Source organism: Undibacterium sp. Xuan67W (genome assembly GCF_049340165.1).
Classification (GTDB): Bacteria; Pseudomonadota; Gammaproteobacteria; order Burkholderiales; family Burkholderiaceae_D; genus Undibacterium.
This window is the reverse complement of sequence record NZ_JBMPPN010000003.1, coordinates 296,975-318,474: the sequence shown is the minus strand read 5'-3', so window position 1 is coordinate 318,474 and position 21,500 is coordinate 296,975. Positions and strand designations below refer to the sequence as shown.

Annotated in this window: 15 protein-coding genes and 1 pseudogene; 10 read left to right on the top strand and 6 right to left on the bottom strand. The window is 49.7% G+C overall.

All coding sequences use genetic code 11. The features are described from left to right. Nucleotides 1-189: 189 nt before the first annotated feature. The 4 genes from ACO0LE_RS04505 (at nucleotide 190) to ACO0LE_RS04490 (ending at nucleotide 5,238) form a co-directional block, all read left to right on the top strand. The gene (locus ACO0LE_RS04505; RefSeq protein WP_422959213.1) at nucleotides 190-717 is read left to right on the top strand and encodes a hypothetical protein; all 528 of its coding nucleotides are present in this window, start codon (nucleotides 190-192) and stop codon (nucleotides 715-717) included. A 210-nt stretch (nucleotides 718-927) separates the two neighbouring features. Continuing rightward, a complete protein-coding gene (locus ACO0LE_RS04500; protein WP_422959212.1) occupies nucleotides 928-2,394 on the top strand; it encodes a pyridoxal phosphate-dependent decarboxylase family protein in 1,467 nt (488 codons plus the stop codon). A 1-nt stretch (nucleotide 2,395) separates the two neighbouring features. Beyond that, nucleotides 2,396-3,649 (top strand): RimK family alpha-L-glutamate ligase, encoded by a 1,254-nt coding sequence (locus ACO0LE_RS04495; protein ID WP_422959211.1) that lies wholly within the window; start codon nucleotides 2,396-2,398, stop codon nucleotides 3,647-3,649. Nucleotides 3,650-3,672: 23 nt separating this feature from the next. Next, entirely contained in the window at nucleotides 3,673-5,238 is a 1,566-nt protein-coding gene (locus ACO0LE_RS04490; RefSeq protein WP_422959210.1) for a hypothetical protein, read from the top strand. A 159-nt stretch (nucleotides 5,239-5,397) separates the two neighbouring features. On the opposite strand, the gene ACO0LE_RS04485 is transcribed toward ACO0LE_RS04490, so the two are convergent. Continuing rightward, nucleotides 5,398-6,246: a hypothetical protein gene (locus ACO0LE_RS04485; protein ID WP_422959209.1), complete on the bottom strand. Its 849-nt coding sequence runs from the start codon at nucleotides 6,244-6,246 to the stop codon at nucleotides 5,398-5,400. Nucleotides 6,247-6,428: 182 nt separating this feature from the next. On the opposite strand from ACO0LE_RS04485, the gene ACO0LE_RS04480 reads away from it, so the two are divergent. Further along, the gene (locus ACO0LE_RS04480; RefSeq protein ID WP_422959208.1) at nucleotides 6,429-6,956 is read left to right on the top strand and encodes a glycine zipper 2TM domain-containing protein; all 528 of its coding nucleotides are present in this window, start codon (nucleotides 6,429-6,431) and stop codon (nucleotides 6,954-6,956) included. Between the two features lie 179 nt (nucleotides 6,957-7,135). Here the strand turns inward: ACO0LE_RS04480 and ACO0LE_RS04475 are convergent, their stop codons facing one another. Further along, nucleotides 7,136-8,809, bottom strand: coding sequence for a glycoside hydrolase 43 family protein (locus ACO0LE_RS04475; RefSeq protein WP_422959207.1), 1,674 nt, complete (start codon nucleotides 8,807-8,809; stop codon nucleotides 7,136-7,138). A gap of 598 nt (nucleotides 8,810-9,407) precedes the next feature. Between ACO0LE_RS04475 and ACO0LE_RS04470 the strand changes: the two genes are divergently transcribed. The 5 genes from ACO0LE_RS04470 to ACO0LE_RS04450 all read left to right on the top strand — a co-directional run bounded on the left by ACO0LE_RS04470 (nucleotide 9,408) and on the right by ACO0LE_RS04450 (nucleotide 15,724). Continuing rightward, nucleotides 9,408-10,802, top strand: a complete 1,395-nt coding sequence (locus ACO0LE_RS04470) for an MFS transporter (protein WP_422959227.1) — start codon at nucleotides 9,408-9,410, stop codon at nucleotides 10,800-10,802. 210 nt (nucleotides 10,803-11,012) lie between these two features. After that, entirely contained in the window at nucleotides 11,013-11,768 is a 756-nt protein-coding gene (locus ACO0LE_RS04465; RefSeq protein WP_422959206.1) for a FadR/GntR family transcriptional regulator, read from the top strand. A 432-nt stretch (nucleotides 11,769-12,200) separates the two neighbouring features. Further along, nucleotides 12,201-13,112: a 5-dehydro-4-deoxyglucarate dehydratase gene (kdgD, locus tag ACO0LE_RS04460; RefSeq protein ID WP_422959205.1), complete on the top strand. Its 912-nt coding sequence runs from the start codon at nucleotides 12,201-12,203 to the stop codon at nucleotides 13,110-13,112. 110 nt (nucleotides 13,113-13,222) lie between these two features. Continuing rightward, nucleotides 13,223-14,806, top strand: coding sequence for an aldehyde dehydrogenase (NADP(+)) (locus tag ACO0LE_RS04455; RefSeq protein ID WP_422959204.1), 1,584 nt, complete (start codon nucleotides 13,223-13,225; stop codon nucleotides 14,804-14,806). Between the two features lie 15 nt (nucleotides 14,807-14,821). Then, nucleotides 14,822-15,724: an SMP-30/gluconolactonase/LRE family protein gene (locus ACO0LE_RS04450; RefSeq protein ID WP_422959203.1), complete on the top strand. Its 903-nt coding sequence runs from the start codon at nucleotides 14,822-14,824 to the stop codon at nucleotides 15,722-15,724. 122 nt (nucleotides 15,725-15,846) lie between these two features. On the opposite strand, the gene ACO0LE_RS04445 is transcribed toward ACO0LE_RS04450, so the two are convergent. The 4 genes and pseudogenes from ACO0LE_RS04445 to ACO0LE_RS04430 form a co-directional block, all read right to left on the bottom strand. After that, on the bottom strand, nucleotides 15,847-17,673 hold the full coding sequence (locus ACO0LE_RS04445; RefSeq protein WP_422959202.1) for a glycoside hydrolase family 28 protein: 1,827 nt from the start codon (nucleotides 17,671-17,673) through the stop codon (nucleotides 15,847-15,849). 102 nt (nucleotides 17,674-17,775) lie between these two features. Beyond that, the gene (locus ACO0LE_RS04440; protein WP_422959226.1) at nucleotides 17,776-18,504 is read right to left on the bottom strand and encodes a pectinesterase family protein; all 729 of its coding nucleotides are present in this window, start codon (nucleotides 18,502-18,504) and stop codon (nucleotides 17,776-17,778) included. Nucleotides 18,505-19,323: 819 nt separating this feature from the next. Then, nucleotides 19,324-20,499 (bottom strand): annotated as a pseudogene (locus ACO0LE_RS04435) (glycoside hydrolase family 28 protein); the annotation flags it as partial. A gap of 77 nt (nucleotides 20,500-20,576) precedes the next feature. Beyond that, nucleotides 20,577-21,470, bottom strand: a complete 894-nt coding sequence (locus ACO0LE_RS04430; RefSeq protein WP_422959201.1) for a rhamnogalacturonan acetylesterase — start codon at nucleotides 21,468-21,470, stop codon at nucleotides 20,577-20,579. Between the last annotated feature and the right edge of the window lie 30 nt (nucleotides 21,471-21,500).

Sequence of the window (21,500 nt, the reverse complement as noted above, 5' to 3'; positions counted from 1 at the left end):
TAATTTTATCGAGATGTTTTACAATCCAATCAAACGTCATTCACACAACGGCGGACTATCGCCCGTCAAATATGAAGACGCTTATTTCCAGAGGCTTCAAAGTGTCTAGTAAAGTCTGGGAAGTTCATTCTATCCAAAGGACACGAACCAATCTAACATTAATCAATTAGCTTGTTTAATCGAAATATCGTGCGAAAAAGAACCACACTACTTACTCTAGTCGTTCTAATTTTTGGCGGATGCCAATTCAACGATGAACTTATCGCCCACCTTAGCGGCACTCCCTTGCATTTGGTGTCAAGCACTGGTTCACTCGACTCAATCAATGCAAAACAAGAGCCAATCAAAGACCTTACACAGGTTTTTATACGCGATGGAAAACTTCGTGTCGTCGTACGCACGCTTTTTTACGGCTCAGGATCGTTCACTCATCCTTACCTTACAGTAAATGGCAGCTCGCAAGGTATTGTTCACATAAATACTAAAGCCCAGTTTGGGTTACTCACAAAATGTGAATTTTTTCGTCAATTTGAGATAGAAATTCCGGCTCAACAATGGAGAAATCTTAAGACACTTCAGATTTATAACCATGACACAAATTCTCCTGCAACAGCTACACTACAAATTTCAGATTCAACATATCTAAAAAAATTGGTACAAGATTCAGAAGAAAAAATCGCACTCCAAGACCTGACTGGAGTAGCACCTGGATGTTGAATCACTAAAATTCTTTATCCAACCTGTTAGCTAGTCGGCACTGAGTATCAGCGTCTTCACCGCACTGATCGCTTAATATAAAGCGACAAACTACAGCTTATTCCGCATTTGCATTCGCTTGCGATCACTCATACTATGAACAAATATAAGCAAGAAATACGCATGCTTTTTGGATCATGCACAGATATTTTTCAGGAGTTGGGATATTGAATGACGGTAAAAAAGACCTCGCTAGACCCCGATAACTGGGAAGCCTTACGTGCACAGGGTCATCGAATGCTGGATGATATTCTGGATTATGCTGAACACATCCGCGAGCGCCCAGTATGGCAGGTGATACCTGAGGAAGTGAGGGCAAAATTTCAGACCAAGCTACCTGGTACAGGGAGTGAATTGTCCGATGTACACCAACAGTTCATGGACAATGTATTGCCTTATACAGTCGGCAACAGCCATCCCGGTTTTATGGGATGGGTGCATGGTGGCGGCAATCCCGTCGGGACAGTGGCAGAGATGCTTGCCGCCGGACTCAATTCCAATCTAGGCGGTCGCGATCAGATTCCGATTGAGGTCGAGCGCCAGGTGACACGCTGGGTCAGCAGCCTTTTCGACTTTCCTGAGACAGCAAGCGGCTTGTTTGTCACTGGAACATCCATGGCCAACTTCATCGCCGTGCTGGTCGCGCGCGCGGTGGCCCTCGGAGTTGAGGTAAGGCAGCAGGGTTTGAGCGCCTTTCCACAAAAATTAGTCGCCTATACCTCAAGCGGCGCACACGGATGTGTTGCACAAGCAATGGATCTGGCAGGCTTGGGAAGAAATGCCCTACGACGCATCCCGATGAACAGCCGCTTTGAAATGGATGTAACCGCATTAAAGATCGCAATACAAGACGACATAGCGTCTGGCTACACACCATTCTTAGTCGTCGGTACAGCGGGCTCAGTCGATGTGGGTGCGATTGACGACTTGAATGCCATTGCGGACGTCGCGCAGGCTGAGAAGTTGTGGTTCCATATCGACGGCGCCTACGGTGCACTGGGTAAGCTGTCTCCCGCAATTGCGCGTCGTCTGACCGGTATAGAGCGCGCCGACTCGATTGCCTTTGATTTCCACAAGTGGTTACAGGTTCCTTACGACGCAGGTTTTATCCTGATGAAAGACAGCGCTGCGCATGCGGCGACGTTTACAACTCCGGCGAGCTATTTACGACGCGAGAGCAAGGGCTTAGCGGGAGGCTCTCCATGGCCCTGTGACTTTGGCCCGGACTTATCACGGGGCTTTCGTGCGCTTAAGACCTGGTTTACCCTGCAAGTCTATGGGACCGACCGTCTTGGAGAGATGATCGCTCATACCTGCGAACTCGCTCAGTATCTCAAAACCAAAATCGAAGCGACGCCTCAATTAGAATTATTAGCGCCCGTGGCTCTCAATATCGTTTGTTTCCGATATCTCCCCGCAGACCAGAGTGACGACCACGTGATTGATGCACTCAATGCCAACATTGCCGTGAAATTGCAAGAATCAGGTATTGCCGCGCCATCGACCACTCTCATCCATCAGCAATTGGCGATTCGTGCGGCGATCGTCAATCACAGAACCACCGTCGTTGAAATCGATGCGCTCATCAATGCAACGATCACATTTGGCGACCAAATTCAAAAATCAGGCGAGAACTAATATGACAACTGCCAGCGGAATCAGCTCAACCATGTCCAGTGCGGGACAACAGAGCAAATTGATGGGGCTTGCCCCCCTGATGCGAAGAGCTTTTGCCGATGAGGATCTCAAACCCTTATGCGCAGAATTAATTCAGTATTCTCAGGAGCATCCTGAAGATGCACATGCCCTGATGAATCTGGCTACGGTACTTATGCTACTTGGACATCGTGAAGAGGCACTGTCCGCACAAATGGAGGCGCTGAAACTGCAGCCGCTTTACTCTATTCCAGCAAGCGGCAAACCCAAGGTTCGCTTACTTGCCTTGATGACCGATGGCGATTTGATGGCGAATACGCCTCTAGAATTTTTGATCGAAAACTCTGATATTGCACTGGATATGCTGTACGTCGGCGCTGGCATTCCTGCGCTGGCTGAACTGCCGGAACATGACGTGATGTTTGTCGCCGTTGGTGAAGCTGATGACAAACATCATTTGCTGATGGACTTGCAAGAAATTATTCAAGCCTGGCCGACACCTGTCATCAACGTGCCAGCACTCATTACGAATCTGGGTCGTGACCGCGCCAGTATCGTATTAAAGGATGCGGCGGGTGTCGCAATGCCCGGCTCTGCGCGTATTAGCCGCGAGACTGTAGAGCAACTAGGATCAGGCCGTGCGAAAGTGGACGCGATTCTGGAGGGCGTTGATTTTCCGGTGATCGTTCGCCCGCTCGGATCTCATGCCGGTCAGGGACTGCGTAAAATTTTATCGCCAGACGATATACCGGACTATCTGCAGGCGATTCCAAGTGAAGAATTTTATATTGCAAAATTTGTCGATTATCGCAGCGCTGACGGTCAATTTAGAAAATATCGCATTATCCTGATCGACGGAAAACCGTTCATCTCTCACATGGGTATATCGACACATTGGATGATCCATTATTTGAACGCAGGCATGACCGAAAGTACGGAAAAACGTGCGGAGGAAGCACGTTTTATGGAGAGCTTCGATGAGGATTTCAGCGTTCGTCACGCTACGGCGTTTGACGAAATTTATCAACGTCTTGGCCTGGATTATGTTGGGATAGATTGCGGCGAAACGCCAGATGGAAAACTGTTGATCTTCGAAGTCGATAGCGACATGATTGTCCATGCCATGGATCCGGTCGATATGTTCCCGTATAAACAGGGTCCCATGAAAAAGCTGTTCTCGGCCTTTAGAGATTTACTGATTAAAACGGCCTCCATGTCTCCGGCGTATCAAGGCTAACGTGGACAAGCCGGAAAATTCTTATGTCGACTAACACGATAGCAATATCAGACTTTGCACAACTTCTCACGGAGGGTGGCGACAAAAGAATTTCACTCGCAGAAAATGGTCGCAATAAATATGGCTACGGTGTCACACCAGATCCGGAGTCGCTGCCGTTTGGCTCGGCGACAGCATCAACGATTTCAATCATCGCGTATCAGGAAGCAGAAGAGCGCTATCAGAAAATACTGGCCGCAGAACAAAACGCTGGAGCCTACCAAGCTTATGCGGCAGCAATCGAGGAAGTACGACAAGAACTGAAATGTCTGTGTGACCTGGCATTGCCTGCCGGTGATGAGCGCTACATTGCGGATGTCTCTGGTACTGATATTGTGTTCGCTGCATCAGGAACGGATTTGCATTTAATCGCCGCGCAATTAATGGCGTCGCAATCGAATACGAATGGAAAGAAAGCACCTAAAGCACAGGACGAACCAGAAGCAGCGGCACTTATCATCATGGTCGAACCGGCTGAAACAGGAAGTGCGGTTCCCGATGCGTTAAGCGGCAAACACTTTAGCCAGTTTTCTGCACTGGGAATTCAGGTCAATTCCGGTCAGCAAATCGATGGCGCATTTCCTGTTGAGTTGCGCACGGTGTCTATCCGGCATATTGACGGTACCGCCAGAGAACTCACTCATGTTGATGCTGAGATCGAGGTGTTGGTGAAGCATGCGATCGCGAAATGTCAGCGAGTCATGTTGATACTCACCGATGTGACAAAAACAGGGATGTTAGGCCCGTCAATCGGCCTCGCCGTTCAACTACAACGCGAATACCCGGATCATCTTTCTGTCATGGTAGATGCCTGCCAATTCCGAATTTCTAATGTCAGTTTGCATGGCTATTTGCGGCTAGGTTTTATGGTCGCCGTGACAGGTTCAAAATTCATCGGAGGTCCTAGTTTTTCGGGGGCACTCTTTATTCCTCCGTGTCTGCGAAACAAATTGCGGCAACTGCCATTGTCACCGGCCTTAGGTGCCTACTCTAGCCGCGCAGACTGGCCACATGACTGGACTGGCGCAGACAATTTAAACAGAAAAGCGAACTACGGATTGTTGCTCCGGTGGGTCGCCGCCCTGTCCGAATTGCGCGCGTTCCGGGCCGTACCCGAACCTGTTATTTGTAAATTTCTTTTTCAGTTCTGTGACGGCATACAAGCCTATTTTCAGCAGCAGAGTCACTTAGTGTTGTTACCGGTGATATGGCCAGATCGCGTCATCCTCAATACTGCACTGTCATGGGATCGATTTCCCAGCATTTTTTCTTTTCTGCTAAAAGATAGCTCAGGTTGCTTGCTTAATCAAAGTCAAACCCTTCACGTATACCGGCAATTACAGCAACAAGACCGACGAATCCAGCTCGGTCAACCAGTGATGATCGGACGTAACCAACAACCCCCTGTCAGTGCCTTACGTCTTTGCCTGAGTGCACGTCTGATTGTTGCGGCGACTGCCGGTAATGGTGAAAATGCGCAAAAAATAATTGCCGACGCCTTGTTCGCCCTTGATACAGCAGCGAAGTTAAGCGCGATACCAGAGATATAAATGGCAACCGGACACGGAATTTATCGCAGATAGGATTCTGCAACACATGCTTGATTTACACATTCAGGCTGGAGATCGTAAGCCGCTTGTTTTGCGCGCAGGTTCGAAGAAAAAGGGAGGGTATTCGCGTTGACCGGTACCCGCAGCTTGAGAAGGAACTCAAAAATTTCCCGATAACACCAACCCTGCGCTCCAGTCAGGACTATTTTGATTGGTGCCTTTTGACGTGAATATCCGCACGCTTGCAGCCTCGCTGAATCGGTATGACGTGGCGAGTTCCAGTACCTGGTAATAATTGGTGGCAGTTCCCGAAGGTTGCGCCATATTAAAGCTGAATGTGGCATTGCTTCTGGATGTCAGTTCGGTAGTGAATGCGAAATAGCCGGACCAGATATTATTAAAACGGATATCTTCTACGATACCGTTGACTTTGATTTTTCCCGGATCACCCAGAACAGAATATTTCGCGCCGCCGCTAACGACTGCGGTTTCAAACGGATAGCTGGCGGTCAGTCCAACGGTATAGTCATTCTTACCGGTACCAAGTCCCTTTGCGCTATCTGCGGTGGCTATCTTCATTTCACCAACAGCATTCACCGCAATAGCGGTTGCCGGATCGGTGAATATTTCTTTATTGACTGACAGGCTAAGATCACCAGCACCGGAAGAGGAGACGATGCGCGGCGTGACTGTAATCACTTTTTTCACTCGGGCGATAATGGTACCGGCAGGTGCCGTCCGCTCAAGATAAAGTGTTGTGAACTGAAAGTCCATGTCAAATGCGGTCCATGACAAGGTCAGATTCTTTACCGTACTTTTGCTCTCGACTGTGGAGGAGTACTTACCTTGGGTATACACATATCCGGCTTCAATACCGATCGGTTCCCTAGCTGCCCTGTCAACATGTTCTGCGATGCCCTCGTCACACATGGCCTGATTCGATGCCTGTGCGAGTAGGGCAAAAATAAGCGCTTGCAATGAGCGCTTTGTCTGGGCGAGCCTTCGCATAATGGGTATATTTTTTGTAGAGAGTTTTTTGCAGATGCAACATTTTATAACGAATAGCTGCGCCATCGTTCCGTATCTGCTTACATTTGATTACGACTGAAACAATTACGCTGTCGGTATTTATCGATGCGAGTGCGTTATGTGACTACAAGTATGAAACTTGTCATCAAATGGAGATCAACATGGAAACGAGCCGCACAGTAAATCGCCTTCACCCTATCGTCGCGACCGCCGCAGGATCGGTGATCCTGGTCAGCTTGCTGGGCGCTGCCGCAATTACAGGGCTGTTGCCGAACTCACATGGATCCGTAGCGCCTGCTGTATTGCCTGCTAGCGCATCCGCAATCACACCATTAGCTCAGGCAGCAGCACAGCCACAATATGAGACGCCACAGCGTGCACCAAGCGCGCGCACTGCACATGTCGTACATCCGTCACGCCATTTGCATCCTGCATCGTATGTAGCGTCGAATCAGCAGCTTGAACAGGGCAACTCAGGCTACCCAAATCCAATGTCCTCAACACAGGCACCCGTCGCTCGCAACAATCCTAATAGTCCGAATAGTCCCCTCGGTATCGGCATAGGCGCGGTCATCGGTGGCTTGTTAGGTAATCAGGTGGGTGGCGGAAATGGTCGCACGCTGGCAACGATTGCCGGTGCTGCGGGAGGTGGCTACCTGGGTAACGAGATCGCGAAAAGAAATCCTTGATCTGACAATATTTAGCTGGCATCCATAATCCGTCCATGATCCGGCAATAACAAAGATAGTGGATTCACACTTAAGTGAACATCCACTATCTTTTTTGATCCAGCTGCCTGGCACTCTTAGTAATGTCAATGTCTTCATGGAGTATTCCAGATGCCGTTTGAGTCCTCGCTAATGCAGACTCATTTCACTTGTACCCGAAAATAATCAATGTCGGCAAAATGCTCTGGTGAGTTGCTTGTTGATACAAGGCTTACCTGAACAACACTGAACAAACCCATCTGCGCACCGACCCATCTCCCCATAGTCGCCTTGAAGGGCGTACCAATCAAGATAAACGTCTGCTGATCCAGGCTATAAGAAAACTGCACCATGCCACCGGTTGTTACCGCCATTCGTAAATAGATGGGAGCGTCATCTGCTGCATGACTCTCGTTGATTTTTTCACGACCCAATTGATCTGCTTTATCGCAACTGACCAAGACAATTTCATTGCGACCATGGCGACGCGTTACACCCAGCCATGCATAATTTAATCCCAACATCAGCACGCCACTGCTTCCGCCATTGGGCAAACGATGGGGATCCAGTTTGACATCGACTACGAAGTTCTCAGCTGGTAATTTTTGCAGCAACAATGATGGGCTATTCCACAGATTCGGCTGGCCTGCATCCGTATCAAAAAATTGCGTATAGAGCCTTAAATGTCCGGGTCGCGCCGCGAGCGAAAACCACTCTGCCCGCGAGTTGGCGTTCCACTGCCATTGCAAACCCAGATGCGGCTCTGAGAACTCGTCGGTCGTCGGGATTGGCACAGTCGTTTTAGCTTGCGCAGCCAGCGGTCTGGCGTAGCTGGCTACTGGTTCGCCGATACCGGTGTTAGCCAGATCCTGGCCTATCACTGGCCAGTCGTCTTTCCAGATCATGGGCTGTAAATGGACAACCCGACCGTAAGCCCGCTTGTCCTGAAAATGATAAAACCAGTCTGTGCCGTCCTGATTGTGTACCCATGCGCCCTGATGTGGCCCATTGACTGACGATGTGCCCTGCTGCATCACAATCTTATCTTCGTAAGGACCATCGACATGCGTTGCCCTGAACACTGATTGCCAACCGTCCTCCACGCCACCGGCAGGGGCAAAGACATAATAATAGCCATTACGTCGGTAGAATTTAGGCCCCTCCAGCGTTTTGTAATGCGGGAGTGCGTTGCCGTCGATAACCAACTTGCCGCCATCGTCCGTGATGCGACTGGCATCCCAGCTCATACGGCGCAACGTCAATACATTATTAAATCCAGCGCGGCTCTTTGCCCATGCATGTAAGAGGTAGGCATGACCATCATCGTCCCATAAAGGCGCGGGATCAATCAGCCCCTTTCCCGCAAGAAGTAGACTTGGCTTGGTCCAGGGTCCGCTGAAATGGTGTGCAGTCATGACATAAATGCCCGCATCAGGATCCGGATAAAAAATCCAGAATTGATTGTCGTGATAACGCAAACAGGGTGCCCACACGCCTTTGCCATGCTGAGGCGTGGCAAATATATCGCCGGGCAACAAACCAGGCAGAGCATGTCCGACCAATTCCCAGGACACCATATCGTCAGATTGCAGTAACGGTAGCCCGGGTGCGTTGTTAAAACTCGATGCAGTCATGTAGTAACGGCTTCCGACTCTGATCACATCAGGATCGGAATAATCGGCATGAATAACCGGATTGGTGTAGCTGTCCTCCGTACTTACCGAAGATACCCGCCCGCGATGCTCCGCTTGTGATACCGGTAAATACTGACATCCAGCCATGACAGCGATTAAGCCGCTTATCAGGATTAGCGGCAACCGTACAACGATCAGCATAAATTGCTCTCTTTAAAAAAGTATCGCGCCAGCGATTACTTAGGTTGTCATCCTCAGAGACTAACCCTGAGCAGGTTGTTTGAATTTGTTGACTTCAATTCGCCTGACTGATCTTGTCTACCCGGGCTTGCCTAAATTTGCCTGAACTTATCCAATAGCAACGACTGATCTGCATTTGTACGCCCACCGTGGCTTTAGTCTTCATGGCCGTAATTCATCTGCATCAGATTTATTTGCACTTCAGGAATATAAGTTGTACGATAACGTATAAATAAAACGATGGGCAAGTAATATTGCACCTCATTAAAAACTGGAGACTGTATGCTGAATTACCTCTTTCTAACGACGCATTGCGTCGAGCCTGTCGGTACCGACTCCAGAGCGTTCGTCTCAAGCAACAGTTCATTAACAAGTTAACTGCAAACACATAGCAAGCAGAGGCTGAGTACACCGCCTGCCTCTGAAAAAACGCCAGTTTGTTGCGGCATGGTCTGGTACTGAGATGATCATCCGGCAACTGGTACATTAGATTGTCAAACGTAATGAGATTTTCGCAAGCTCTTATCTCAATAGCAGAACATCAGGATCAGGTATGACTATGAATTCGCAAGCGCTAGGAAAATATCGATGGACCATCTGTGGCTTGCTCTTCTTTGCAACCACTGTGAATTATCTGGATCGACAGGTACTGAGCTTGCTTGCCCCGGACCTCTCCAAGGAGTTTGGGTGGAGTAATACCGATTATGCGAATATCACGGCGGTATTTCAGTTCGTGTATGCAATCTCCATGTTATTCGCCGGACGTGTGGTCGATAAGATCGGTACCAAGCAGGCGTTTGTTCTGGCAATCAGCATCTGGTCTGTCGGCGCGATCATGCATGCCTACTCAATCCCAATGGGAAGTGGGATCGCTCAAATGCTCAGTTCATTCGGCATCGCCGCGGTGTCTGTCTCCGTTGCCGGCTTCATGTTGTCACGGGCAGTTCTCGCGCTGGGTGAGGCAGGGAATTTTCCTGCGGCGATTAAAGCAACGGCAGAATATTTCCCCAAAAGAGAACGCTCATTTGCGACCGGTATTTTTAACTCCGGCGCGAATATCGGTGCCATTCTTGCGCCATTACTGGTGCCCTGGATTGCCGAAAAATGGGGCTGGCAATCAGCATTTATCGGTATCGGTGCGATTGGTTTTATCTGGATGCTGGCGTGGTGGATCTACTACGACAAACCCGAAGAACAAAAGCGCCTGTCGGCAGCCGAACTGAACTACATCAATGAAACCGACGCATCCACCGGCAGCGCTACGACCGGGTCGGCTACTACAACAGCGGCAATAGCGGATTCAGGTAAAAAAGTCTCCTGGCTAGCCTTGCTCGGGTATAAGCAAACATGGGCATTTGTATTCGGCAAGTTCATGACCGACGGCGTCTGGTGGTTCTTTTTATTCTGGCTTCCTAAGTACCTATCCGCCCAATACGGTATGCAAAAAACTGAGATCACGTTGCCACTGGCGGTGCTCTATAGCATGACGATGATAGGCAGTATCGGTGGCGGCTGGTTCCCGACTATTTTTATCAATCGCGGACATTCTCCGTATGACGGTCGCATGAAAGCGATGCTGGTGATCGCCCTGTTCCCGCTGGTGGTATTGCTGGCACAACCATTGGGCTACTTGAGCTACTGGGTACCCGTATTACTGATCGGTATAGGCACATCGGCGCATCAGGCATGGTCGGCCAATCTGTTCACGACGGTGTCGGATATGTTTCCAAAAAACTCCGTCGCCTCCGTTGTGGGCATCGGCGGCATGGCTGGTGGCCTGGGCGGTGTACTGGTGTCAAAAATAGGCGGCTGGCTGTTTGACTATTACGGAGCACTTGGTCAAATTCAGACCGGCTATACCATCATGTTTTCTGGCTGTGCGCTGGCCTATCTTATTGCCTGGTCAGTCATGAAATTACTGGTTCCGCGTTACAAAGAAATTACGGATCTTTAATCGTAATCAGTCGTCGTCAAGCCAATCATGGGAGTACCATTCGCTAGTCTGAGCCCCGTTCAGACTAGCAGTAAAACCACATTCCGGACGCGAGGGACAATACCTGAATCGCCATATGAGCAAGGCCAGCGGAAACAGCAAATCAATGACGCACGCAGGTATAATGCAGCGAATCACTCACTTATCAACCTCCGTTGATCGCTCCGGAACATGACAAATACCACTCCCGCACTAGCACTTCCAGTCCAAAGAAAGAAGCAGAGAAATCTCGCGCAGGGAGTGATTGAGAATATTAGTCACAACATCCAGATAGGCAGCCTCAAACCCGGCGACAAGCTGCCGACCGAATCGGCGATTATGGAAATGCACGGCGTCAGCCGCACCGTCGTGCGCGAGGCGATTTCCCATTTACAGGCATCTGGCTTGGTAGAAACACGGCACGGCATTGGTACATTCATTCTGGATCAGGCCAGTGCGAATTTAGGCAAAATTGCCGATACCATGCTCACAATGCGTGATGTCTTAGCCGTGCTCGAATTGCGCATCAGCCTGGAAACAGAAGCGGCTTGGCTCGCAGCATCCCGTCGCACTGACGAACAGATGGTGGCGATCCATGATGCACTCAAGGCGATGCAAAATAAAACCAATACCGAAAACAGCTCGGTTGATGCCGACGTCCAATTCCATCTGCTGATCGCCCAGGCGACCGAGAACCGCTATTTCGTTGAGATCCTGAGCCATCTCGGCAACACCATTATTCCTAGGGCTCGACTCAATACTGCCAGCCTGGTGCAGGACGACGCCGAAAAATATCTGGAGCGCGTCAATCGCGAGCATGAAGATATCTACGACGCTATTCTGCGCAAAGATCCAGAAGCAGCACGTGCCGCAATGCGCACACACCTCAGCAATAGCCGCGAACGCCTCAGAAAAGCACATGACCTGATGGAATCAGCGCGCGCCTGATTGCTAGCCAGTTCTGCCACTATGTAAATTTATTCTAATAAAACATGCTTAAAGCGGAAGCAGCTTGCTGGTATTTGCAGAGTTATTAGTAAGTTCCAATATGAATCCGCAAGCTAGATGCGGCTTTCCAAGGCCTTTCGTGCCAAGAGGCGCATTGGGATTGCGGATTCGGTTTTAAATAACCTCCCAAAACCTCATTCGCATTCACCACGCGCCTCACTGTCAATATTTCTCTGCCTGTAATCTTCACCTCTGTACCAAGCTCTGATTCAGTCACGCCAGTTCACCGACAAATAAACACCACAAATCCCCGAAGTACAAAATCCTCGAATAAATACTTGTTCAACTGAAGTTTTAGTTGTACGATGACGTATCACTAAATTCACAAATCGATAAAAACCATCCAATACCTTTTTGCCTAATGGAGAAACCATGAATCACCAAGACCTCAAAACCATCATGTCGGCTGGCCTGCTCTCTTTCCCAGTGACAGATTTCGACGAACAAGGGAATTTCAGAGCGAGCACCTATGCCGAACGTCTGGAATGGTTGGCCCCTTACGGCGCCAGCGCATTGTTCGCGGCGGGTGGAACGGGTGAATTTTTTTCTCTGACGCCGAATGAATACTCTGATGTGATTCAAGTTGCGGTAGATACCTGCCGTGGCAAAGTACCGATTCTGGCCGGTGCCGGTGGTGCGACGCGCAGTGCAATCGCGTATGCGCAGGAAGCTGAGCGCATCGGTGCACAAGGTATTTTGTTACTGCCACATTATCTGACTGAGGCGAGCCAGGACGGTCTGGTCGCGCATGTCGAAGCGGTCTGCAAATCAGTCGATTTCGGTGTCGTTATTTATAATCGCGGAATTTGCCGCCTGACGCCAGATTCACTGGAAAAACTTGCAGCACGCTGCCCGAACCTGATTGGTTTCAAAGACGGTATCGGCGATATTGAGTTGATGGTGTCGATTCGCCGCCGCATGGGTGATCGTTTCACTTATCTGGGCGGCTTGCCGACAGCAGAAATTTTTGCTGGTGCTTACAAAGCTCTTGGTGTGCCGGTTTATTCGTCAGCCGTATTTAACTTCGTTCCTAAACTGGCGATGGATTTTTATCATGCAATTGCCAAAGACGACCATGCAACAACCAATCGTCTGATCGATGAATTCTTCCTGCCATATCTGGAAATACGTAATCGCAAAGCAGGCTATGCTGTCAGCATTGTCAAAGCCGGTGCACGACTTGTCGGACATGATGCCGGTCCCGTGCGTAGTCCATTGACAGATTTGACCGCAGAGGAAAGTGAACAGTTACGTGCCTTGATTCTTGCTCAGGGCGCACAATAATCGCTGCGCCCGAATTATCTGCGGAACTACGCTGTAACACATCAACATCGCCAGAACTCATTGCATCAATTAATGGGTTCTGGTAATTTCAGAAATACAAGGAGTCAGTAATGCACATCAAAGGTGAAATGGTCATCGGGCAACGTAGTCTGTTCGGTAGCGCGGGCAGTATTCACGCAGTCGATCCCTCACTCAACAGAGAAATCGAACCTGCTTTCGGCATGGCAACTGAGGCCGATGTTGCAGAAGCATGTGCATTAGCTGACAAGGCTTTTGATGCGTTTCGCGATACTTCGCCAGAGCAGCGCGCCGTATTTTTAGAAACCATCGCAAATGGTATTGTTGCCCTCGGTGCAGAATTGCTGGAACGTACAGCAAGTGAATCTGGTCTCCCGATGGCGCGACTGGAAGGCGAGCGAGGCCGGACTGCCGGACAACTGCGACTGTTCGCCGAGGTCCTGCGGTCTGGCAATTATATGGACGTCACGCTGGATTCTGCCTTGCCGGAACGTACGCCACCACGCCCAGACCTGCGCTTGCGCAAAATTGCACTTGGACCGGTTGCCGTATTTGGGGCAAGCAACTTCCCCCTCGCTTTTTCGGTAGCAGGAGGTGATACGGCGTCGGCACTGGCGGCAGGATGTCCGGTCGTTGTCAAAGCCCATAATGCACATTTAGGCACTTCGGAATTAATCGCCAAAGTCATCCAGAAAGCAGCAGCAGATTGCCACATGCCTGAGGGCGTTTTCTCTCTGCTGATCGGTAATGGCAATCAAATCGGCCAAAGCCTGGTCAGCAATCCGTCGATCAAGGCTGTCGGCTTTACCGGTTCGCGTCGTGGCGGCCTAGCCTTGGTACACGCAGCGGCACAGCGCAAGGAACCGATTCCGGTCTATGCGGAAATGAGCAGTATCAACCCTGTGTTCCTGATGCCTGCGGCCTTACAAGCGAATGCAGCGGGTATGGCGCAGAGTTTTGTCGACTCATTGACACTAGGCTCGGGACAGTTCTGCACAAATCCCGGCCTGGTCATCGCGATACGCGGCGAGTCCTTTGACAGCTTTGTCGATGCGGCATCCAAGATACTTCGGACAAAAATACCGACGACAATGCTAACGCCCGGCATCCACCAGGCTTATGTCGATGGGTTCAATCGTTTAGCGGAAACGGCTGGTGTAACGCATCTGGCAAAAGGAAAAACCGAAGAACATCCTTGCTCCGCTCAGGCACAGCTGTTCCTGTGCAATGCACAGCAATTCTTGAATACAGCAAGTCTGGAAGAGGAAATTTTTGGTCCAAGCTCCTTATTCATTGAATGCCGTGACGCAGAGGAAATGAAGCGAGTTGCAGAATATGTTGAAGGTCAACTGACATCGACTATTCATGCGTTAGCAGAAGATCACGCCATCGCTAGACAGCTTCTGCCAGTTTTGGAAAGAAAGTCAGGACGAATCCTGTTTAATGGCTTCCCTACCGGAGTTGAAGTTGCCTACTCCATGGTTCACGGCGGCCCATATCCGGCGACCTCGGATAGCAGATCAACCTCTGTAGGCGCATCGGCAATTGACCGCTTTTTACGCCCTGTCTGCTATCAGAACTTCCCGGCAGATTTGTTACCTGACGCACTAAGCGATGCGAACCCTCTGCAATTGACGCGACTAATCGACGGCAAGATGACACTAGCTTCTCGTTAAGATACCAAGCCATTTATGACTACAACAGAACGTATCACGGACACACTCTGCATCGTCGGCGAAAGTCCGGTCTGGGACGCGACTCAAGCAGCATTGTACTGGGTTGACATCCCGGCTAAATCGATTGGTCGCTGGGATTCAAAGTCGAAAACACTTCGACATTGGCAAGTCGATCAGATGGTAGGGTGTATCAGTCTCAAGCAAAGCGGCGGGCTGATTGCAGGTATGGAGACTGGCCTATTTAGTATTGAGCTTGCTGAGGGTGATGAGCCAAATGCGTCAGCTGTTGCGACTCAGCATCTGCTCGCCAGTCCGGCAAACATGCCAGCAGGTACCCGTTTTAATGATGGTCGTTGTGACCGTCAGGGCCGTTTCTGGAGTGGGACCATGTTTCTGGATATGGCTGCAGCAAGAGCCGAAGGATGTTTGTACCGCTATACCGCTGACAAAGGCATTTCCGAGGCTTTCGTATCTGATCTCATCGTGCAAAATGGCCTATGCTGGTCGCCGGACGGTCGTACCATGTATCTGTCTGACTCTCATGCCAGCAGCCAACGCATCTGGGCGTTTGACTACGACATTGATGAAGGCATTCCCAGTAACCGGAGGGTATTCGTTGACATGAACAACTATCCAGGCCGCCCTGATGGTGCGGCGATGGATACCGATGGTTGCTACTGGATATGTGGGAATGACGCCTCATGTATTCTGCGTTTTACCCCTGAGGGCAAACTAGATAGAAAGATTGATTTACCGATGACAAAGCCATCTATGTGCGCTTTCGGCGGCGATAACATGGACACGTTATATGTCACCTCAATCTCTGCAGGCAAACCCGCCGGCGATGATCTAGCTGGGGCTATTGTTGCTGCGCACACAGGTGTTCAAGGTATGCCGGAGGTTGCGTTTAGCGGATAACCGTGTTACCACTCTATCGTATTAATTACGCACTATTTAGTGAAACTTTTTATTAAGTCACCCATAAAAAAACAGCAGAACTCTCTGCTGTTTTTTTACATTCAACCTCAACAAAATTTACTCTACGCCGACAGAACCGCACTGACGGTTTTATCGCCGACTTTAATATTTTTCAACATCAAATCTTTTACGTTATACAAGTAAAAAAACTGCTCTTTATTGACGGGGCTACCAAAATCACAATCACTGACCGTGACATCCGAGACTGGAAATATCAACGGTGATTTTTCATCGCCGTTGTAATCAGAGGCGACTGGCCCCAGTATCACAATCGCCTGATAGCAAGAGTACTGGCCGCTCCGAGCTTGTACATTGCCTACCGTGACGTTTGAGATATGAACATCCGACACCATAGGCGGGCGGGTACGGACATTGTCACTGACAGGCGCGTAATCGCAGTCGAAGGTAATGATGGCACCCGCAGCCGTCGCGACGGTTTTAGATTGTATCGGTGAGCCAGGTAGCGAGGTATAAAAAGACGGAGAGGTTTGAACACCATTTGGAATGGAGACATTCCTGACATAAAAGTGGCGCAGATAACCACCACGGTTCATATTGGTCTTCAACCGAATCGCCGTATTCAGGGGATTCGTTTTCCAGTGTCTATTTTCGAATAAAAGATTTTGCGCATAAACATTCTGTATGCCGCCCGCCATCTCACTACCTAAGGTCACGGCACCGTGACCGCTTTGCATGGTGCAATTCTGGATCACAATATTCTGTGACGGACCGTATTGTGTATCCAGATTTTTACCTGCCTTGATCGCAATACAATCATCACCAGAATCAAACGTACACGTATCGATCAACACATGATCACAAGCCTCAGGATCAAATCCATCACTGTTCGGTCCATGGCTTTTGGCGAGTACATTCTCGATAACGACATTACGACAATGCACAGGATGATGCTGCCAGAAAGGCGTATTCGTGACCTGATAGCCTTTCATGATTACATTGGTGCAGCCAATAAACTGTATCATCGGCGGCCTCAAATAATGCCCCAGACCAAAGATACGTTTACCCGTTGGAACGCCTGCTTCGGACAATGCTGGCAAATAATTGGCATCTGCCAGCCAGCGATCGTCATCCCCCTGAATACGCTTGATGTACTGACGATCAAGCTGTGGTGCAAGCTGATCCAGCGCAGGATTATTGAGTGGACTAACCGTATTCTCTGAGGCTTTGCCCTTCTTGTAATTTGGCGTTGAACCCTGCGCAGCCACTGCATTGACCGTTTTCAGTTTGCCTTTCCAGGTCCACCAGCAATCTCCGCTTTCATCAAACGGAACGCCGCCTTGGCCATCCACAATACTGGTCCAGTCATCGCCGGTCAGTGCAATATGATCCTGACCGAAGGCATAGATCATCGGTGAAAAATTCAGGCAATCATTGCTCTGCCAGCGAGAAATCACGAGATTGCCATTTTCTCCGCATGCATAGTCACCGTACTTGGCATAATCGGCCGGATTATTGCTGAAATAAATGTGCGCACCCGCACTCAGATGAACATTCACATGCGATAACAATACCATCGGACCGGCACAAAACCAGTTACCGGCAGGGATTACAACACGTCCGCCTCCGGCGGCATGACAAGCTGTAATAGCTTTTTTTATCGCCAGATAACAATCTCTGGCATCAGCAACAGGCGTCGCCATCTCGGCCTGTTCTTCGAATGAAATCCACGCGTTGATTTTTCTGAGTTGACAGGTGACCGCACCAAAGTCAGTGATCACATAGTCAACGGCACGAAAGGCCTCACGCCTTGCAAGTCTGTCGACGATCGCCTGCGCCTTTTGCCAGGGATCCGCGACCGGTGTCGCCGCCATTACCCCTACGCTTCCTGAACCGGCCACCGCCAGACTAGTTGCTGATAATGCTTTCATAAAAGAGCGTCGGCTCCGCTGTTTTGCTGATATCTGTTTCATCCAATTTGTCTCAGTTATTTGTTCGATTTTTTTCGAGATTTGTCCGGTCCGCTCGCCTGCTTACTCTTGCGTATTATTGAACTCTGCAAGAAACACCCTATCCGGTATCCATTTTCCTGAGTAGCCCAGCTGACCGACAGGATCAATGTTGGCTGAGATCAGATTATTCCAGTAATCATCTGAAGAAAATTGCGCGGGACGGAAAGGCAAAGTCCCATTTTTGTTCCAGTTAGACCAAGGTTGTGTGGCATTGATATGCACACCGATACGTGAGTTCATGACGACCATTTTCCCTACCGTCTCCAGGGTCGTTTTGCTGATCGTTCCTTTAGGCGGCTTGTATTGGTCCACTGCGCCAGGCTCACATGCATAGCCTGGAATCGGTACGCTACCGTAAGGAGTACATTTCTGGTTATGAAACCATTGGCGGGCCAGGTAAAACTTCCCCGCGAGCGCATACGGACTGCCATCGTGCGTAAAGCGGCACTGATCGAACACAAATCCATAGCGGGTCTTCACATTCGTACTCGGTGCGGCAACATAGGAACTGCTTCTGTCACCCAGAGATTTAATCTCGGACTGATAAAAATACGCGGTCGCATCACCGAAAATAAAATCGACATCGCCTTCAATGTAGGAATGCTGAAAAAAATTCCGCGTCGTTTCACCAGCTCTGGGGGCGCGCATATACAAGGTATCTTGAAAACCCAACAGCCGGACGTGATCAAAGTGAACTTTATCAGCTCCATCCAACATAACAGCCAGCGCTTGATGATGCACCAACAGCATTTGTGCATAAACGCCGTTATCCGGACAGGTGCCAGGCTGGCATTCTGCACGCGCATTACCTTTATCTTTGTTGTAGGCGTTTTCTATCGTAATATTTTTTGCTTCAAACTCTGGATTTTTCACCCATAGAACCGCCGTACCAAAAGTGCCTAAGCTGGGTTTACTTTTGATAGCGTCGTACATTGCCACGATCATCGGATGACTCTGTGCAAACTGTGCGCCAAACTGGCTTATGTAAGTTGCACCTGGCAGCGCTGCGTCAAGGTTGGCGGATATTTTGGTCGTCGCGGCATCCAGGCCAAGTAAGGTGATTGGCGTTGCCAGTGCGGGAACATAGACTAACTCCTGATACAGGCCTGGCTTGACTAGGATAGTGATACGCTGGTTTGGATGAGGTGATTTTTCATAACCTGTCACGGCCTGATTGACTGCGGCCTGGACTTGTCTGAAGGTTTTTTTGCGATCTTCCTGCGCGCTGGCATCAACAATGTAATCCGCCTTTACGTTCTCAACTGCCGCAATTGGATGCGAAAGCGGATCCCATGGATCAATCCGCTCACTACCCGAGATGCCGGTATATTTCAACACTTCGTTAAGGGAAAACTGCCTGGCCTGCACCGCATCTAATTGCGGTCTTTTCTTCACGACAGCAGCATCAGGAAAAGTGACGAATTTGTCTTGGCAGGAGTAGTCTGATGCCCCGGAAAACATCGTCTTCACATTGACGGAGGGCGAGGCATCCAATCCGGCAAACTGAACATGCTCAAATTGTGTCGTAGATTGATCTTCATTGCGTCCACCTATTCCACCTATCCCACCTATCACTACATCATGCAATTTCAGCTTCAGCGGATGCAGGGCATCAAGACCTTGCAGAATAATCCGGCCGGGTGTCACACTATGGATATGAGACAAAGAAATGTCTCTGTATTCAGGAACCAGGCTGCCTGTTGCACTTCGGTTGTAGTGCGTATCCAGATCAATCGGCGCACGGACGTTATTCATGCAGACATTGTTATAGCTGACATGCTCAACCAGGCCGCCGCGCGATACATCGCTCTTGATACGCAAACCCGATGTCGCTCCGTCAATAGTCAGGTCATCGACCAGAATATGTCGTACCCCACCATTTGTTTCACTACCGATCGACATGCCATGTCCGGTATAAAAATGATTGTGCAAGATTGAGATATTTTCGGTCACACCATTGTTACCTGCCTTGATCGCGATATTGTCATCGCCGGTACGAATATAGCTGTGTGCGATTGTGATATTGCGGGAAGAGATGGGATCAATACCATCCGTATTCCGGGCAGTAGCCGGTGTGTCGATACGAATTCCCCATGCGGTAAAGCCATCGACACGATTAAGCGTCACGTGGAAATTCGGTGAATTACGTAAAGTAATTTTATGCAGAGTGATATCTTGCGACTGATTAATTTCTATTAGCCTCGGCACGTTCTGACGGCTATTCTCTTTTTGTGCGCGGCGGGCAATTTGCCACCATGATTCTTCCTGTCCGAGAATACGGCTACCGCCCTGACCGTCAATCATACCCTCACCATAAATACCGCTGGATTTGGTTTGATCGATGGAAATAAAAGGCTTGCAGCCTCGCCCTTGCTGGTCGTTACTACCGCATGTCGATGTACCGCGATCAAATTCTTTGGGATTATTTGAAGCAAACAAGGTGACATCTGCATCAATGATCAGAGAAACACCACCACGCAATTGCAATGGCCCGGATAAAAAAGCAGACTGCGCTTGAGCACTCGCAAGACGAACCGCCTGTCCGCTTTTGCACTGATCAATCGCCTGCTGTATACGGGCGGTATCGTTGACGGTGCTGACGGCATTAGTGACGGAGCTGCTGGTTGTAACGGTTGGGCTACTCTGCTGTGCAGACAATACCCGGCATACCAGTGGCGTCACCGGTTCTTTAACCTGACGTGCGTCCTGGGCATTTACTGAGGATACGATATTCAGACCAAGCATCGCCAGCAAGATAGTCAGATGGCGTGATGTGCCCGCAGATTTTGTCCAATTAAAAAATTGACTCTGATTCATTTTGCTCATGGCTTCACCTCGCTGCTTAGGTCGGCACGTAGTGAAGGTGCGACGATAAGTAATTCTTTCACCACCATGGCAGAAAAGACAGCTGCGCCTTTTTTGCCGACATGGGTACGGTCAAAAGCACTGCGCGCCGCACCTGCTGGCTCGGTTTTGCTGCGATCCGCACTCGTTGCAACCGTAACTCCAACTGCAACCGCAGTTGCAGCAGTGCTTGCATCAGGCGGTGCTACCGCCAGAGTATCTGCCTCTGCCTCACCCATAGCCTGCACGGCACGGTAGCTGATCGCATTCAGGTCAATCCAAGGGATGTGACGGAATTGCGCAATCCGGATGCTGGCCTCAGCCCAGGGACGTAAATCGTTTTGTAATACCTGATCACGGAAACTGCGGCGTGTCAGAGGCGTAACCAGCACCGGTGTTGCGCCAGTGGCTTTTACCTCATCGACATAACGCGCCATGTTGACCGGAAACTCAGTCACGAGATCGGTTGATCGTCCCGGCTTACCAGGCTGATCATTGTGTCCAAATTGAATCAGTACATAGGTCTGAGCAAAGCTTTCATTATCTTTCAATAATTTTTGTACCTGCTCCCATGAACCTTCTGCGCGATAGCTACCGGAACTGCGACCACCCTTGGCGAGATTGAGACAGGTCAAACTAGATGTAAATGTCTGGCATAGGGCGTCACCGTAACCGCTCCTAGTCGCCATGGTGGAGTCACCGACTAAAATCAGGCGAGCTGGTTTTTCTGCGGCAGCGGCAGACGCGCCGGATGAGTTGCTAAGTGAGCTGGCGAATGAGTTAATTGGTGAGCTGCTTTGACATGCGCACAAGGATATGGCAGCCATACCCGCAATGAAGCGTAATGTGGCTGCATAAACTGACAGTTTCATATTGATCTCGATGATCGTAAAGTAGATAGA

What these genes read in the sequence shown, in the direction of transcription:
- ACO0LE_RS04500 (WP_422959212.1), top strand. Translation starts at nt 928, where the DNA reads ATGACGGTAAAAAAGACCTCGCTAGACCCCGATAACTGGGAAGCCTTA.
- ACO0LE_RS04495 (WP_422959211.1), top strand. Translation starts at nt 2,396, where the DNA reads ATGACAACTGCCAGCGGAATCAGCTCAACCATGTCCAGTGCGGGACAA.
- ACO0LE_RS04490 (WP_422959210.1), top strand. Translation starts at nt 3,673, where the DNA reads ATGTCGACTAACACGATAGCAATATCAGACTTTGCACAACTTCTCACG.
- ACO0LE_RS04485 (WP_422959209.1), bottom strand. Translation starts at nt 6,246, where the DNA reads ATGCGAAGGCTCGCCCAGACAAAGCGCTCATTGCAAGCGCTTATTTTT.
- ACO0LE_RS04480 (WP_422959208.1), top strand. Translation starts at nt 6,429, where the DNA reads ATGGAAACGAGCCGCACAGTAAATCGCCTTCACCCTATCGTCGCGACC.
- ACO0LE_RS04475 (WP_422959207.1), bottom strand. Translation starts at nt 8,809, where the DNA reads ATGCTGATCGTTGTACGGTTGCCGCTAATCCTGATAAGCGGCTTAATC.
- ACO0LE_RS04470 (WP_422959227.1), top strand. Translation starts at nt 9,408, where the DNA reads ATGAATTCGCAAGCGCTAGGAAAATATCGATGGACCATCTGTGGCTTG.
- ACO0LE_RS04465 (WP_422959206.1), top strand. Translation starts at nt 11,013, where the DNA reads ATGACAAATACCACTCCCGCACTAGCACTTCCAGTCCAAAGAAAGAAG.
- kdgD (WP_422959205.1), top strand. Translation starts at nt 12,201, where the DNA reads ATGAATCACCAAGACCTCAAAACCATCATGTCGGCTGGCCTGCTCTCT.
- ACO0LE_RS04455 (WP_422959204.1), top strand. Translation starts at nt 13,223, where the DNA reads ATGCACATCAAAGGTGAAATGGTCATCGGGCAACGTAGTCTGTTCGGT.
- ACO0LE_RS04450 (WP_422959203.1), top strand. Translation starts at nt 14,822, where the DNA reads ATGACTACAACAGAACGTATCACGGACACACTCTGCATCGTCGGCGAA.
- ACO0LE_RS04445 (WP_422959202.1), bottom strand. Translation starts at nt 17,673, where the DNA reads ATGAAAGCATTATCAGCAACTAGTCTGGCGGTGGCCGGTTCAGGAAGC.
- ACO0LE_RS04440 (WP_422959226.1), bottom strand. Translation starts at nt 18,504, where the DNA reads ATGCTGTTGGTGCATCATCAAGCGCTGGCTGTTATGTTGGATGGAGCT.
- ACO0LE_RS04430 (WP_422959201.1), bottom strand. Translation starts at nt 21,470, where the DNA reads ATGAAACTGTCAGTTTATGCAGCCACATTACGCTTCATTGCGGGTATG.